Genomic DNA, 15,789 nt, shown 5'->3' with positions numbered 1-15,789 from the left:
CATGGAGATGATCGTAGCCAGTGCCATTGGTGTTTTGACCGCAGGTGGGATCTATCTGATTTTGCGGCTGCGTGCCTTTCCTGTGATTTTGGGCATGGCGATGCTGTCATACGCGGTGAACGTGTTTTTGTTTGCAACTGGGCGGTTGGCGATCAATGCGCCACCTATCCTGAACAAATATGCGGACGTGAGCTATTCTGATCCTTTGCCGCAGGCCTTGGTTCTGACGGCGATTGTGATCAGTTTCGGCATGACAGCCGTGTTGGTGATGATTGCGCTGGGGGCTTATTTGGAAGCGGACAGCGACGCTATCGACATGGATGATGATGCCGTTGGTACGGCCGCTGATGACAAGGGGCAGGGCGCATGAACCACTGGATTATTGCTCCTGTCATTTTGCCTGCATTGCTGGCCCCCATCCTGTCCTACGTCATGCGTCACGATATTGTATTGGCGCGCTGGGCGTCGATGGCAGGTACAATTGCGCTTGCTATGATCGCCATCGGTCTGAGCCTTCTGGCCGCAGATGGTGGGACACATGTCTACTACCTTGGCGACTGGCCCGCGCCATTTGGCATCGTACTGGTGCTGGATCAGCTGTCAGCTGTGATGATTTTGTTGACGTCTGTTTTGGCGTTGATTGTGTTGTGGCACGCTATTGCGACCGGTTGGGACAATCGCGGACGCCATTTTCATGCGTTGTTTCAGTTTCAGCTGATGGGGGTCTGCGGTGCGTTCCTGACAGGGGATGCGTTCAATCTGTTTGTGTTCTTTGAAGTATTGTTGATTGCCTCCTATGGCTTAATGATCCACGGCGGCGGTAAAGTGCGGTTGATGGCCGGGCTGCAGTATGTGGTGATGAACCTTGCAGGCTCCACGCTCTTTTTGTTTGCCTTGGGTACGCTCTATGCGGCAACTGGCACGCTGAACCTGGCCGATTTGGCTGTGAAGGTGCGGGATTTGCCGCTTGAAGAGGCGGCGCTTTTGCGGGTCGCGGCTGTGTTGCTGTTGATTGTCTTCGCCATCAAAGCAGCGCTGTTCCCGGTGCAATTTTGGTTGCCGGGCACGTATGCCAATGCGCCAGCGCCGGTGGCGGCCTTGTTTGCCATCATGACCAAGGTGGGCGCTTACGCGATCATCCGTTTTTATACGTTGGTGTTTGGGCCGGATGTTGTGGCGACAGAAGGGCTGATCGGAAGCTGGTTGGTGCCGGGGGCTATTGTGACCTTGGCGGTTGGAGCGTTTGGAGTTTTGGCTGCAAAACGGATGATGCCCCTTTTGTCTTTTGCGGTGGTTGGATCGATGGGCACATTGATGTTGGCTGTGGCGGCGTTCACGCCAGAGGCGATTGCAACGGCGCTTTACTATCTGGTGCATTCAACTTTTGCCGCAGCGGCGCTGTTCTTGCTGGCCGATCTGGCGGGCAGCCAACGCCAAGACGACCGATTGGTGCAACAGGCACCCATGGTTCAGAATGGGCTGTTTGCTGCATTGTTCTTTGCGGCCGCCATTGGCATGGCAGGCATGCCGCCACTGAGCGGATTTCTTGGGAAACTGTTGGTGATGGACGCGGTGCGTGACATGGATTGGATGGCGGCTGCATGGGCCGCTATTCTGATCGGGTCGTTGATCACGATCGTAGCGTTTGCGCGCGCAGGTAGCGTTGTGTTCTGGAAAGCCACCGCACAGAACCCCAGCGAGGATACGCCGAACGAGTGGGTGCCACCAGAAACCCAAGAAGGCACGCGGGCAAGCGTCATGCAGGTGATCCCTGTTGCAACTGCATTGACGATGTTGGCGGTGTTGGCTGCCTTGGCCGGGCCGTTGGCCACGTATTTTGACGGGGCCGCCCAACAATTGTTTGATGTGGATCACTATGTAGACGCCGTTCTTGGCGCCAGTGGGGAGACTTTGAAATGAAGATCCGTCGGCTGTTGCCGCATCCGTTTTTCAGTTTCTCATTGCTTGTTGTCTGGTTGATGTTGGTGAACAAAGTCACGCCAGGCAACGTGCTGTTGGGCGCGATATTGGGCATCATCGTGCCCATGCTGACTGCTCCATATTGGCCCGGGCAGCCAAAAATCAAAAAGCCCGTTAAGGTCGTGGAATATGTGCTGATTGTGCTTTGGGACATCGTTATGGCGAACTTTGAAGTGGCAGCCATCATCTTGTTCAAGCGCAACAAAGACATCAAATCTGGATGGGTGTGTGTGCCCCTAGAGATCACCGCGCCTGAAGCAATCACTATTCTGGCAGGCACCATCACGATGACTCCGGGCACCGTGTCCTCAATGTTGTCCGCTGATGGCAAGAGTATTCTGGTACACTACCTGCACGACGATCGGGCGGAGGCGATCCGAGATGGGATCAAGCACCGCTATGAGCGCCGCCTGAAGGAGATTTTCCCATGATTATGATGGCGTTGTACTTTGCTATTGCGTGCTTTGGCATTGGACTGTTGCTGTGTCTGTATCGCATTGCAAAAGGCCCAACCTCGGCGGATCGCATCCTTGCACTGGACACAATTGTGATCAACGTGATTGCGCTTTTGATCCTCTATGGCATCCTGAAAGGAACGGCGATCTACTATGAAGCCTCCATGTTGGTGGCCATGGTGGGGTTTGTGTCAACGGTTGCATATTGCCGCTTTGTGTTGCGCGGCGACATTATTGAGTGAGGAGAGAAGGCAATGTTTTCTGAGATCATCATTTCGTTCTTTCTTGTTTTGGCAGGGTTCTTTGGATTGGTCGGCAGCGTTGGCATGATCAAGCTAGAGCGTACCATGCAACGCCTGCATGCACCGACCAAAGCGACGTCGCTGGGGGTTGGCGGCGTGCTGATAGCCTCGATGCTCTACTTTTCTCTGGAGAAAGGGCATCTGTCGTTTCATGAGTTGCTGATCACGCTGTTCCTCTTGCTCACGGCGCCGGTCAGCGCACATTTTATCGCAAAAACCTATATTCAGGCCAAGATGAAGCCAGAGGATCTCCCGGGATCTGACGGGGATTTTGGGTGGGCGATTTATGACAATCCGCCGACTTACCTCGAAGAAGACTGAGCGGACGCATCGCAAACTGCTCCAAGAATGAAAGCGCGCAACCCGTTTTGCGCGCTTCTTTTTTTTCAGAGAGTACTGGTTCGTTTGGATCGTGCTTGCTGCAGGCACCGGCGCGTGTTTCTATACAGATAATTGTTATTCGATCTGTGGCCTCGGGAAGTGCGTAGGCGCCGGTATCCAGAACATTTGGGAATAGACACCATGACGTTTGCGAGATTCACCCCTATTGCGGCTGCGTTGATAACCATGAGCTTTACCGCTCCAATGGTATTGGCGCAGGACGCGCCACCGCCGAAAGTGTCCGTTGCAGCGGCCTATACGGATGAGTTGGTGGATGAGGTGACGTTCATCGGCAAAGGCGAAGCCGTTGATAAAGTCGATTTGGTGGCCCGGGTGAGCGGCTTTGTTGAAAAGATCCATGTGGGTGATGGGGACCCGGTTAAGGCGGGCGATCTTTTGTTTGAGATTGAGCCCGAAGTCTATCAAGCAGCGGTCACAGCGCGGGAAGCGGATCTGTCTCAGGCAGAAGCCAATCTGCGACTTACCGAAGTCGAACTGGTCCGTAAAACAGAACTATTTGAGCGCGACGTTGGCACCGAAGCAGACCGTGATGTGGCTGTCGCAAACAATGAAGTGGCGAAGGCACAGGTCGAGATCGCCAAGGCGGCCATTGAGCAAGCCCAACTGGATCTAGACTACACCAAAGTGCACGCACCGTTTGACGGGCGGGTAGGTCGGTCAAACGTCAGTGTTGGCGAATTGGTCGGGCCAACCAGTGCAACCTTGATCAACATTGTGCGGGTAGCGCCAATTTACGCGGAGTTTTCGTTGACTGAGAAGCAGTTGGTGAACGTGATGGAACACTACAATACCACTGTGGCTCAGTTGGCCAACTCTGAAACTGCGCCAAAAGTCTATGCCATACTCCCCAACGGGGACGAGCTGGAAGAGCCCGGCAGCGTCGTTTTTGCGGACAACCGCATCAATCCGGCGACCGGTACGATGACCATGCGGGCAGAGTTTGCGAATGAGAAACGGCTGCTTGTGGATGGATCGTTCCTGAACCTTCGGATTGCCAGCGCGCAACCGTCACAGGTATTGATGATCCCTCAGGCCTCTGTGCAGCGTGATCAACGGGGTGACTTTGTGCTGGTGGTTGGACAACAGCAAACGGTTGAGCAGCGCTACGTCACGCTGGGTCGTCAGGTTGAAACCGCTGTTGTGGTTGAGGACGGCATGCGCGAGGGCGAAACTGTGATCGTTGAAGGGCTGCAACGCGTGCGCCCCGGCGTGAAGGTCGACTCGGTTTTGGCCGGTCAGCCCACAGAGGAGCAATAAACCGTGTTTTCAGCGATTTTCATCCGACGCCCTAAAACGGCGTTTGTGATCTCTCTGGTGCTCTCCATTATGGGGTTCATCGGTTATAACGCGCTGCCTGTGGAGCAGTTCCCCGACATCACGCCGCCTGTGGTGAATGTCTCGGCAAACTACACTGGTGCAAACTCCGAAACCGTGGAGAACACTGTCGCCGCCCCAATTGAGGCGCAGGTGAACGGGGTGGATGACATGCTTTATATGTCATCCGATAGCACCGACACGGGATCTTACAACCTGTCGATCACCTTTGAGGTGGGCACGGACCCTGACATCGCTTCGGTGAACGTTCAGAACCGTGTGGCGCAAGCCACAGCGCAGTTGCCCACAGAGGTTACCGACAGCGGTGTTGTGACGCAAAAAGCCTCTACAAACATGTTGCTGATCGTCACGCTGGCCTCTCCTAACGAAACCTATGATGAGGTTTTCCTGTCCAACTACGCTTCGATCAACCTTCGGGATGCATTGGCCCGCGTGAAGGGCGTAGGCAAAGCCGACGTCATGACAAACTTCGAATATTCCATGCGGATGTGGATGGATCCGGATCGCATGGCGAGCCTTGGTTTGACGCCTGGTGATCTGGTGGCCGCGATCAGAGAGCAGAACCTTGAAGTCTCTGCTGGTCAGATCGGCACGCCGCCGGTCAAAACAGGTCAGCAATTTCAATATACGATCAAATCCAAAGGACGTTTGACCACCGTTAAAGAGTTTGAAGAGATTGTGCTGCGCACCGGTGAGGCTGGCAGCATTGTGCGGATGAAAGACGTGACCCGCGTGGAACTCGGCTCCAGCAACTACAACGCTTCGGGCCGCGCGGATGGCAACCCTGCGACGGTTTTGGCAATCTATCAGGCGCCGGGTGAAAACGCTCTGGCGGTGGCCGAAAAGGTGATCGCAGAGATGGATCGCTTGTCGCGGGCCTTTCCTGATGATGTGACCTATGACATCCCTTACGACAGTACGCTTTTTGTGGAGCAGTCGTTAAACGACGTGGTTTCTACACTGATCCTGACCTTTGTGTTGGTGATCTCGGTTGTGTTCATTTTCTTGGGCAATGCGCGGGCGACCGCGATTCCTGCCGTGGCTATTCCCGTATCGTTGATTGGTGCTTTCGCATTCTTGTTGTTGTTTGGCATGTCGCTGAACACGATTTCGCTTTTTGCCTTGGTGCTGGCGATTGGGATCGTGGTGGATGACGCGATCGTGGTTGTGGAAAACGTGGAAAGGATCATTGCGGAGGAGGGGCTACCTGCAGCAGAAGCCACCCGCAAGGCGATGGGGCAAATCACCGGGCCGGTGATTGCAACGACGTTGGTTTTGTTGGCCGTGTTCATTCCGGTGACCTTCATGCCGGGCATCACTGGGCGCCTTTACACACAATTTGCGGTGACCATATCCGTTGCTGTTGTGATCTCTTCGGTGAACGCTTTGACGTTGTCGCCTGCTTTGTGCGCATTGATCCTAAAGCCGCGGAGCCCAGACGGTCCCAAAGGTCTCATGAAAGTGTTTGAGAACGGCGTGGATGGTGCACGTTCTGGCTATGTTGGCATTGTGCGGCGTCTGGTGCGCCTTCCGCTGATTGCGGTGGCAATCCTTGTGGCGTTGGGCCTGAGTTCGGGCACATTGATGAAGTCGCTGCCTGCGGGCTTTATCCCGCTTGAGGACAACGGCACGCTATTTGTTGATGTCCAGCTGCCGGATGCGGCTTCGCTTGAGCGGACAGAGACCGTGGCATCACGGTTGAACGAAAAACTGATGGCCATTCCTGGTGTTGCTGGCTCGGTGCAAGTGAATGGCTACAGCCTGTTGACTGGCTCTGGGTCCAATGGCGCGATGATCATTCTCAATCTGGAGCCTTGGGACGAACGGGAAACCGACGAACTCAGTGCTGATGGCATTTTGCAGAAGGTGTACGGTCTGGCAAATCAGGAAATTTCTGCCAGTGTGATTGCGTTTAATCCTCCACCAATTTCAGGCCTTGGCTTGAGTGCTGGGGTGGAGATGAAGGTGCAGCAAACTGGAGGCGGCACGGCGCAGGACTTGGCCTCTGCTGTGGGGTCGTTGGTCTATGCAGTCAATCAGCGCGAGGAAATGGCGCAGAGCTATTCGACCTTCCGTGCCAACGTGCCAAAAGTGTTTGTCGATCTGGATCGTGAAAAGGCGAAGTCCTTGAACGTGTCGATCTCCGACGTGTTCACCACGCTGCAGGGTTACATGGGGTCGATCTACGTGAACGATTTCAACCTGTTTGGCCGGGTCTATCGTGTGATGATCCAAGCGGACGGAGATTATCGCTCGCAAGTGGAAGACATCAACAGACTCTATGTGCGCTCTCAAACTGGTGAAATGGTGCCAATGGGCACTTTGGTGACAGTGACCAATCAGTTGGGACCGGTTGCGTTGAACCGCTATAACATGTTCCGCGCAGCCACTGTGACCGGTGTGCCCATTGAAGGGTTGTCCACCGGAGATGCCATCCGTGTGATGGAAGAAGAAGCCAAGACCGCATTGCCGCCCGGGTATTCGTTTGAATGGACGGGCACCGCGCAGCAGCAACAAGCTGCGGGTGGTTTGGTGATCCTTATCCTGATCATGGCGGTGGTTTTTGCCTACCTGTTTTTGGTGGCACAATACGAGAGTTGGACGATGCCTGTTGGCATTTTGCTGTCGGTGACCGTCGCGCTATTTGGCGCGCTGGCGGCGGTGGCGATCTCTGGGGGCGATGTAAATCTCTATACGCAAATCGGGATGATCATGCTGATCGGGATGGCGTCCAAAAACGCCATTTTGATTGTGGAATTTGCGATGGAGAGACGTGCGGCAGGTATGACCATTCGGGAGGCGGCAATCGAGGCGGCAAGTCAGCGTTTCCGCGCGGTGATGATGACCGCGCTGTCGTTCTTGTTGGGGGTTGTGCCCTTGCTGGCAGCAAGCGGTGCCGGGGCGGCAAGCCAGAAAGCCATCGGTGTGGCCGTGTTTGGCGGCATGCTGGCGGCGACGGTGATCGGCGTGATCATCATCCCGGTTCTGTACGTGCTTCTGCAAGGCGCGCGGGAGTGGGTGAAAGGTACTGGCAAAGCAGAGGAGCCGACTGAGGCGGCTTAGAGTTTTGCGCAGACAATCAAATCAAAGAAGGGCCGGGGTTTCTCCGGCCTTTTTCATTCTGTGACTTGGTGGGCTATTGTGGACGGTATGTTGCGAGTTCTATGTGCCATTTTGTTGACGCTAAGTTTGGTTGGTTCGGTACGGTCTGAGGAGCGACCTCACGGTCTGTTGTGGAATCGCACCGGTGCGCCCGCCACACTGCCACTACAGATCAAGACAGATGCCGGTGCGGACTACGTGCTTTTTTTGGCCGCAGCCGAGTCAGATGCCGCGGTCTTTGCGGCATACATCAGAGGTGGCGCGTTCTTTCGGGTTTTGGTGCCGCCGGGGCCATACAGGCTACAATTCGCCACAGGGTCTCTGTGGTTTGGGGAAGAAGAGTTGTTTGGGCCTCAGACGCTCTTTTTTACGTTGGAACCGCCGCTCCAGTTTCGAGCTTCGGCCACACGTAAAGAAGGGCATTTGATTGATCTGCGCGAGGACGCAGCATTCCAAGTGAGGTCTCTGGCAGATTGTCAGAGATGGGAACTTGATCCGAACAGTTTGAGAGGTGGGGCAGGCTGGGTTGACCCGCTGCGATTGGGAGCGGGGGAACCACTGCCACCTCCGGAGCGGTTTCCGACACGAGAGTACCAAGTGCGCCCGCGGGTGTGTGGGTAGCTGTTTTCCATTCGGTGTTCTGTCCACCACGACAAACTTGAACTTAATGAGGCCGGAGAAAACTCCGGCCTTTTGATGTTTTTTATGAAGAGCTTACAGCTGAATGCGGAAGCGGCTGAAGCCGTCTGGGCCTTCGCCTGCGGCCTCAATCGACACACCTTCGACGTTGTCGCTGTATTCAGCAGCTTTTGGGCCAGTGTCAAACAGCACAGAGGTGTCCGGCAGCGGGGCGAAGGTCCAGTTGGCGTCTGCACGTGGGCTGATGGTGCCCTTTTCCACAATGTAGCGCACAATCACGTCACGGTTGGTGTCTGGGCCTTCAAACACGATGGTGTCACCCAAGGCACCCGGGAATTTGCCACCGCCGCCAGCACGGTAGTTGTTGGTGGCAATGATGAAGTCTGCGTTCATATCCAACGGCTTGCCGTCAAACATCAGGTTCACAATGCGGTTGGCGTCTGGGTTGGTTAGATTGCCTTTGGGGTCAAACATCGACGGCTGAGACAGGTCGATTTGGTAGGTGACACCGTCCATGACATCGAAGTTGTAAGATGGGAACTCTGGGTTCAGGAGCACCTGATCCGCTTTGCCCGGCTCAACTTGGTTGAAGATGCCAGCAGACCGCTCCAGCCAGTTTTTGACTTCTTGTCCGGTTACTTTCACGGCGCGGGCTGTGTTGGGGTAGAGGTAAAGGTCGGAGACGTTTTTTATTGCGACATCACCTTTGGCCACGTCGGTGTAATACTCTGGGCCACCCCGTCCGCCTGCTTTGAACGGAGCCGCCGCAGACAGGATTGGAAGACCTTCGTATTCGGTGCCCTTCATCATCTGCTCGATGTACCAAAGCTGCGCGATCGACACGATTTGAACGGATGGATCATCAGCTACCAGTGCAAAGTAGCTATGCAGTGGCGCGTCGGTTTTGCCCACAGCGCGGCGTACGTATGCCAGTGTTTCATCGTGCTCTTTCTGCACGCTGTCCAACACTGGCTGCTGGCTGTCCACCAATGCGGTGATGGAGCGATCTTCGTTGCGTTTGGAAATTGGGCGCGCCTCTGTGGTGTGGCTAACAATGCGCCACTCGTTGCCGTCCCGCTCAAGCATTAGGTCGATGAGACCCATGTGGGAGCCCCAGAAACCACCCATAGCGGCAGGTTTGCCCATGATGGTGCCTTTGCCCACATCCACACCAGCCATGCCTTCATACGCTGAGGAGGGGAACACGCGGTGGTGGTGACCGGTCAAAACAGCATCGATTCCGTCGATAGCTGCAAGTGGAACAGAAGCGTTTTCCATACCTTCAGAGTGATCCGCCGCGCCAATGCCAGAATGTGACAGCGCGATGATGATGTCAGCACCTTCCTCTTTCATCTGGGGCACAAATGCTTTCGCAGTTTCGACGATGTCACGCGCCTGCACGTTGCCTTCCAGATGGCGACGATCCCAGTTCATGACCTGTGGAGGGGTGAAGCCGATCACACCAACTTTGACCATGTGCTTTTCGCCGGCACCATCGGTGATTTCGCGCTCTAAAATGGAATAAGGCTTAAAGAGGGTTTTGTCTTCGCGCGGGTTGGCCCCCTGTGACAGCGACACGTTGGACAGAACGGTTTCGAAGTTCGCGCCTGCCATGGATTTCATCAAGAAATCTAGGCCATAGTTGAACTCGTGGTTGCCGATTGTGGCAGCGTCAAAACCCACTGTGTTCATCGCGGCGATGACCGGGTGCATGTCGCCTTCTTTCATCCCGCGTTCGTAGGCGATGTAGTCGCCCATTGGATTGCCTTGCAGAAAATCGCCGTTGTCGATCAGCATGGAGTTGGTTGCTTCATCCCGGATCCCTTTGATCAGGGACGCGGTGCGTGCGAGGCCCACGGTGTCGCGTGGTTTGTCAGCATAATAGTCATATGGAAAGACGTGTACGTGCAGGTCGGTGGTTTCCATGATCCGCAGGTGCGCTTGATTGGTGGCGGCGTTTGCTGAGAAGGGATGCAGCGCAATAAAGCCGGCAGTGGCGCCAAGGAAATGGCGACGGGACAGAGTGAATTGGGACATGGGACCCCCTTTGAGTTTTGGAGTTAATTACGCCGCGGACAGGCAAGTGCTGCGGCTTAGACTTTGTGGATAATGCGGTGAGTGTAACATTTATTTGACCGCATGGACAAAGTTGAATGACGCATGACACTTTAGGCAAGCAAAAATCAAAAGTTTACGTTGCGTTTCGTCGCGCTGTCACGTTTGTGTTGGAGAATACGATCTAAAAACAGGCAGAGGTTACAGACACCATGAAACAGGTTCAAAAAGACCAAACCGACGAAGATCTGATAAAGCAATATCTTGATAAAGGTGGCAAGATCAGCAAGGGCGAAACCAAACCGATGCGTCATGAACTGGGCATCAGCAAAGGTGCGTGGGGCAATGCGCTGACGAAAGAAGAGAAAGCCGCGAAAGAAGAAAAGTTGGAAAAAATCAAACGATAGCAATCCGTTGCGTTTGATCTACCTGGTGTGACTATCCCTTCGGGCTTGCAATCCACCAGGTGTTGTTGCTCGTGTCCATGACACCCGCCATCCATTCACCATGTGGGCGAAGGTTGGGTTCCATGATCGATTGTGCGCCGTGCTGCAGCGCAGTTCTATAAGTTTTGGTGGCGTCTGAGACCTGCAGATGCATTTGCGAACGGTTGGCAAGATAGCCGTCTGTGGCTTGGTTTATCATCACAACGGAGGTGCCAATGCGCAAACGGGCGTGCTGTACCACGCCGTTTTCGTAGCGGTTTTCTTTGATTACCTGTGCGCCAAACACGTTTTGCGCAAACTCGATGAAGAGGTCAGCGTCCGGTACCGTGAAATAGGGCGTCACTGTGTGCAGCCCCTGAGTTGGATCGGGTTGTGTGCTCACGCGTTCCCGTTGCCGGTAAAGCGCGCAGCATCTGCTGCTGCGCGGCGAATGGCGTTGGATTTGTGCACAGTCTCCATGTACTCGGCCTCCGGGTCGCTGTCATAAACAACGCCGCCGCCAGCTTGTATGTAGAGTTTTTGGTCTTTCACGATGGCAGTACGGAGCGCGATACATATGTCCATGTCGCCGCCGGAGCTGAAATAGCCTACACCGCCACCATAGATGCCGCGTTTTTCGGGCTCCAATTCGTCGATGATTTCCATGGCGCGCACTTTTGGCGCGCCCGACACGGTGCCTGCAGGCATGCCTGCAAAGAACGCATCCAGTGCATCTTTGTCTTCTGCCAGTTCGCCAACAACATTGGACACGATGTGCATCACGTGGCTATACCGCTCGATGATGAATTGTTCCGTTGGACGTACAGAGCCGATCTTTGACACACGGGCTGTATCGTTGCGTCCCAGATCCAGTAACATGAGGTGTTCGGCCAGCTCTTTTTGATCGGCCAGCAGATCTTCTTCGAGGGCTTTGTCTTCTTCGGGCGTTGCTCCGCGCGGGCGGGTGCCTGCGATGGGCCGGATTGTGACTTCGTCGCCAAAGACACGTACAAGGATTTCGGGACTTGCGCCGACAACTTGAAACCCACCGAAGTTGAAGTAGAACATAAACGGTGATGGGTTGGTGCGGCGAAGCGACCGGTACAGCGCAAAGGGCGGTTGTGGGAAGTCTTGTGTCCAACGTTGTGCAGGCACAACTTGGAAAATGTCACCAGCACGGATGTAGTCTTTGGCTTTCTCCACCGCGGCCATATAGCCTTCTTTGGTGAAGTTTGAGACTGGTGCGGAGGCTTCGTGCGCTTCGCCAAGATCACGCGCAGCTTGCGGCATGGCGCGCTCCAGGTCGCGGACAGCGTCCATCACGCGTTCGGCTGCCTGTGCATATGCTGCGCGGGCGGATTGGCCGTCGCTGGCCCAAGCCGGGCTCACCACAGTCACTTCGCCTTTTACGCCATCAAGTACAGCCACCACAGACGGGCGCAACATACACGCGTCTGGCAGGCCCAGTGGGTCAGGATTCACGTTCGGCAGGTGTTCCACAAGGCGGATCATATCGTAGCCGAGATAGCCAAACAGGCCAGCAGAGGCCTGTGGCAGATCTTCAGGCAAGTCGATGCGACTCTCGGCGATCAAATCACGTAGATTGGCCAGTGGATCGCCATCTTGTGCTGTGAACCCGTCGGGATCAAACCGTGCAGCGCGGTTGATACGGCTGGCGCTGCCGTGACATTGCCAGATCAAATCTGGCTTCATGCCGATGATCGAATAGCGCCCACGCACTTCTCCGCCGGTCACCGATTCCAGCATAAAGGCGTCTTTATGTGCGCCTGTCAGCTTCAGCATCAGGGACACTGGCGTGTCGAGGTCGGCAGCGAGCCGGGCGTAAACTACCTGATTTTGTCCGGCATCATAGGCTTTGGCAAAATCTTCAAACGACGGGGTCAGGTCCACCTTGGCGACCTTTCTCTTATTGGAACTGTGCGTGCACTGCGTTGAGTGCTTGCTGATTAATTTCGGCCGGGTAGGTCGCTTGCAGGGCTTCTGCATAGGCCTGAAACACGTCTTGAGACACGCCAGACGACAGCTGTGCGGTGATGGACGCTTTCAGTGCGGCGACTTCAGGGTCATCGGTTGCAGGCTCGGTGATGGCGTTCATGCGCACCACGATCAGACCGTTGGTGCTGTCAACGGTGCGCAACTCTCCCGGCTCCATTTCAAACACGGTTGTCATGAAATCAAGAGGTGCGCCGGGCACAAAAGCGCCACGGTCCATGTCTGTTTCCTCGATGGCCGTGAAGCCGAAGGAGGTAAAGCTTGTGCCATCGTTGAGACGCGGACGTAGGGTTTGCACAAGCGCTGTAAGCGCTTCGGCAGTACGCTCTTCAATCAGAGCCTCCGAAACGCTTTCTGTCACGTCAACCAATGGCGCCGGGTGAGCTTCAGTTTCGTCATCCAGACGCAGCGCGAAAATGCCGCCGTCGTCCAACACATCTACCTGTGGGAAATCGTCGGCGTTGACCACAGCGGCTACGGCGCGGAAACCTTCGTAGCCCGCCAGCGGGTGTTCGGCGGCGGGGTGCCAATCCAGTGTTCCCAACTGCATGTCGGTTTCCTCAGCCACCTCTTCAAGGGTTGCACCTCCTGCGAGAAGGTCGTCAATATCGCCGACTTGTGCGTCGATCAGTCGACGTGCACGGTCCGCGGCGAGCTCTTCGCGCAGGATGTCACGCGCATCTTCAAAAGTGGTGATCTGTGCTGGTAGAACCGCGTTCACCCGAAACAGCGCGGGACCAAGCGTGGTTTGAGCCGGGCCAGCGATACCACCGGCGGGTGTCAGGAAAACTGCTTCGCCTGCGGCGCCCAGCTCGGCCTTTGTCATATCCCCAAGGTCGACATCTGCGAGCGAGAGCCCGCGCGCTGCAACCACGTCTTCGAAGGTGGTTGTACCCGCTGCGATCTCGTCAAGTGCTGTCTGCGCGGCCGCTTCGTCAGCAAAGGCGAGACGCTCAACCAAGCGCCGCTCAGCGCGGTTGAACTCGCTATCGCGATCATCATAGAGCGTCCGCAACGCGGTCTCGTCGACCTCAACTTGGTCGATGATCATCTCCGGGCTGAGCCACGCATAGGTGATCTGGCGGGTGGCTGGCACCATAAAATCGGCTTGATTGGCGTCGTAATACGCCGCAATTTCGGCTTCGCTGGGCGTGTCTACTGGCCGCGTTAGATTGGCGGCGGTCAACTGAGCCCATGTAAAGTCGCGTTCTTCAGCGACGTATTTAATGACGGTATCTGCGTAGACGCTGGGCATAGGCAGGCCGGATACGATTGCGCCTTGTAGCAAGCTGCGGGCGGTGTCTTCACGTACGCTGTCTTCAAACTCTGACTCGTTCATACCAGCTTGGTCGATCGCAAAGCTGTAAGCGTCGCGATCAAAAGAACCGTCCAATCCTTGGAACGCAGGAATGGCCATCAACTCTTCGCGCAGGTTTTCGTCTCCGATGGAAATGCCGAGGCGGTCGTTTTCCGCATCCATCGACCGCGTGGTCGCCAGCCGTGCCAAAACAACGCGGTCAATGCCGAATGTTTGCGCTTGGGCGAAGGAGATAGGCTGACCTGTTTGCGCTTGGAGTGCCCGTAGTTCTTCTTGAAGAGCACGGCTGTAGTCATTGATCGAAATGTCTTTTTCGCCGACAGTGCCAATTGTATGCACATTTCCAGACAGGTTGGTGACACCAAAGCCTCCAAGTCCAAGGATGAGCATTGCCATCAAGATCCAGACCAGTGTTTTAGAGGTTTTGCCCTGCGACATGTCTGTGTTCCGCCCTGTGTTTGTTCGAGTTTCTTATGCGAAGGTCTACGCGCTTGGCGCTGGGGGGGCAAGCGCGTTCGCCTGCCGCTCTCAAAGCGGTGTTTGCGCTATGTATTTGGTGGTGAGGTGACGTCAGAAAGCCGATCAAACAGGGTTGCGATCTCTGTGCGGTCGACATTGGCAAATGCAATACGTAGCGTGCGTGCGCCCAACGGGTCGCTTTCTGGGGTAAACATTGTCCCCGGCAGCGTCAGGATGCTGTGGTTGCGCACCAATGATTTGGCGAGCGCGTCGCTGGGTGTTTCGAAGGGATGTTCGAAATAGGCAAAGTAGGCGCCGCATCCAAGCAAATTCCACCCGTTTTTGTTCAATTTATGTAGGTTATCCGCTATCGCCGCACGCCGATCTAGGACCTCCAAACGTTCAGAGGCCAGCCATTTTCCGAGGTTTTGCATCCCCCACAGGGCTGCGTGTTGGCCAAGTTGGTTGGGACAGATAGCGACGGTGTCGAGGAACTTTTCCGCCTCAGCCAGCATGTCGTGGTGGGCGATCATTGCGCCAACACGGTGTCCGGTCAGCCGGTAGGCCTTGGAAAAGGAATAGAGGTGGATCAGCGTGTCTGCCCAATCTGGGTCAGCGAACAGTTGATGGGGTGCACCGGTGCGGGAATCAAAGTCACGATAAGTCTCATCTACGATCAGTTTCACACCCCGTGATTTGGCCAGATCATACATGGCTTGCACAAGTTCGTCGGGATACTCCACACCGCCGGGATTGTTCGGTGTGACCAAAACAATTGCACGCGTTTTATCAGTGATAAGTGCGGCGGCTTTGTCTGGGTCTGGCAATAAGTCTGCGTTTGTGGGCAATGGGACTGCCAAAGCGCCCTGCATGTCCAGCCACATTTTGTGGTTGAAGTACCACGGCGTTGGCAAGATCACTTCATCACCCTCGCCGGCAATGGCAGACAAGGTTGCGCTGAACGCTTGGTTGCAGCCTGAGGTGATTGCCACGTTTTCGTGTTTCAGTTCGCCACCGTAAGCTGCACTCCATTGAGCGGCCACTTCAGCACGCAGTTCGGGTAGGCCAAGAACAGGCCCATAGAGGTGGGCTTCAGGCTTGGATACCGCAATCTCGGCTATATGTTGGCGTAAGGCTTCCGGCGGCGGAGCCACCGGAGCTGCCTGGCTGACATTGATCAGAGGGCGCTCCTCAGAAAATGTCAAACTATCGAGCCAACGCCGCGCTTCCATGACCGGCGGCGCGAAAGTCGTGGCGGTGCGGGGCAGGGGCATGGGAGTGTCCAATCGTGTTGGCTGAATATG

Annotated in this window: 14 protein-coding genes; 9 read left to right on the top strand and 5 right to left on the bottom strand. The window is 55.4% G+C overall.

Annotation, left to right across the window (positions count from 1 at the left end):
* Window position 1: 1 nt before the first annotated feature.
* From ABWV47_RS05505 to ABWV47_RS05470, 8 genes are all read left to right on the top strand, one after another.
* On the top strand, window positions 2–370 hold the full coding sequence (locus ABWV47_RS05505; protein ID WP_353309231.1) for a Na+/H+ antiporter subunit C: 369 nt from the start codon (window positions 2–4) through the stop codon (window positions 368–370).
* A complete protein-coding gene (locus tag ABWV47_RS05500) occupies window positions 367–1,920 on the top strand; it encodes a monovalent cation/H+ antiporter subunit D (protein ID WP_353309228.1) in 1,554 nt (517 codons plus the stop codon). The genes ABWV47_RS05505 and ABWV47_RS05500 overlap by 4 nt, the downstream gene beginning before the upstream one ends.
* Complete coding sequence (locus tag ABWV47_RS05495) at window positions 1,917–2,411, top strand: Na+/H+ antiporter subunit E (protein ID WP_353309226.1); 495 nt, start codon at window positions 1,917–1,919, stop codon at window positions 2,409–2,411. The genes ABWV47_RS05500 and ABWV47_RS05495 overlap by 4 nt, the downstream gene beginning before the upstream one ends.
* On the top strand, window positions 2,408–2,677 hold the full coding sequence (locus tag ABWV47_RS05490; RefSeq protein WP_353309223.1) for a K+/H+ antiporter subunit F: 270 nt from the start codon (window positions 2,408–2,410) through the stop codon (window positions 2,675–2,677). The genes ABWV47_RS05495 and ABWV47_RS05490 overlap by 4 nt, the downstream gene beginning before the upstream one ends.
* A 12-nt stretch (window positions 2,678–2,689) precedes the next feature.
* Window positions 2,690–3,058 (top strand): Na+/H+ antiporter subunit G, encoded by a 369-nt coding sequence (locus ABWV47_RS05485; protein WP_353309220.1) that lies wholly within the window; start codon window positions 2,690–2,692, stop codon window positions 3,056–3,058.
* A gap of 201 nt (window positions 3,059–3,259) precedes the next feature.
* The gene (locus ABWV47_RS05480; RefSeq protein WP_353309217.1) at window positions 3,260–4,396 is read left to right on the top strand and encodes an efflux RND transporter periplasmic adaptor subunit; all 1,137 of its coding nucleotides are present in this window, start codon (window positions 3,260–3,262) and stop codon (window positions 4,394–4,396) included.
* 3 nt (window positions 4,397–4,399) lie between these two features.
* Window positions 4,400–7,537, top strand: coding sequence for an efflux RND transporter permease subunit (locus ABWV47_RS05475; RefSeq protein ID WP_353309215.1), 3,138 nt, complete (start codon window positions 4,400–4,402; stop codon window positions 7,535–7,537).
* A gap of 87 nt (window positions 7,538–7,624) precedes the next feature.
* Window positions 7,625–8,197, top strand: a complete 573-nt coding sequence (locus ABWV47_RS05470) for a hypothetical protein (RefSeq protein ID WP_353309212.1) — start codon at window positions 7,625–7,627, stop codon at window positions 8,195–8,197.
* Between the two features lie 93 nt (window positions 8,198–8,290).
* Here the strand turns inward: ABWV47_RS05470 and ABWV47_RS05465 are convergent, their stop codons facing one another.
* A complete protein-coding gene (locus tag ABWV47_RS05465; RefSeq protein WP_353309209.1) occupies window positions 8,291–10,252 on the bottom strand; it encodes a bifunctional 2',3'-cyclic-nucleotide 2'-phosphodiesterase/3'-nucleotidase in 1,962 nt (653 codons plus the stop codon).
* Between the two features lie 230 nt (window positions 10,253–10,482).
* Between ABWV47_RS05465 and ABWV47_RS05460 the strand changes: the two genes are divergently transcribed.
* On the top strand, window positions 10,483–10,677 hold the full coding sequence (locus tag ABWV47_RS05460) for a hypothetical protein (RefSeq protein ID WP_353309207.1): 195 nt from the start codon (window positions 10,483–10,485) through the stop codon (window positions 10,675–10,677).
* 31 nt (window positions 10,678–10,708) lie between these two features.
* Here the strand turns inward: ABWV47_RS05460 and ABWV47_RS05455 are convergent, their stop codons facing one another.
* From ABWV47_RS05455 to ABWV47_RS05440, 4 genes are all read right to left on the bottom strand, one after another.
* Window positions 10,709–11,098 carry a VOC family protein gene (locus tag ABWV47_RS05455; RefSeq protein WP_353309204.1) on the bottom strand — a complete coding sequence of 130 codons (390 nt, stop codon included), beginning with the start codon at window positions 11,096–11,098 and terminating at the stop codon, window positions 10,709–10,711.
* On the bottom strand, window positions 11,095–12,606 hold the full coding sequence (gene trpE / locus ABWV47_RS05450; RefSeq protein WP_353309202.1) for an anthranilate synthase component I: 1,512 nt from the start codon (window positions 12,604–12,606) through the stop codon (window positions 11,095–11,097). Before trpE ends, ABWV47_RS05455 begins: the two co-directional genes overlap by 4 nt.
* Window positions 12,607–12,622: 16 nt before the next feature.
* Complete coding sequence (locus ABWV47_RS05445; RefSeq protein ID WP_353309200.1) at window positions 12,623–14,464, bottom strand: peptidyl-prolyl cis-trans isomerase; 1,842 nt, start codon at window positions 14,462–14,464, stop codon at window positions 12,623–12,625.
* A 107-nt stretch (window positions 14,465–14,571) separates the two neighbouring features.
* Window positions 14,572–15,759 (bottom strand): aminotransferase, encoded by a 1,188-nt coding sequence (locus tag ABWV47_RS05440; RefSeq protein ID WP_353309197.1) that lies wholly within the window; start codon window positions 15,757–15,759, stop codon window positions 14,572–14,574.
* Window positions 15,760–15,789: the final 30 nt, after the last annotated feature.

It is taken from the genome of Shimia sp. NS0008-38b (assembly GCF_040370365.1).
GTDB lineage: Bacteria > Pseudomonadota > Alphaproteobacteria > Rhodobacterales > Rhodobacteraceae > Shimia.
Note: the sequence above shows the minus strand (reverse complement) of the source record. Positions and strands in the feature narration are given on the sequence as shown.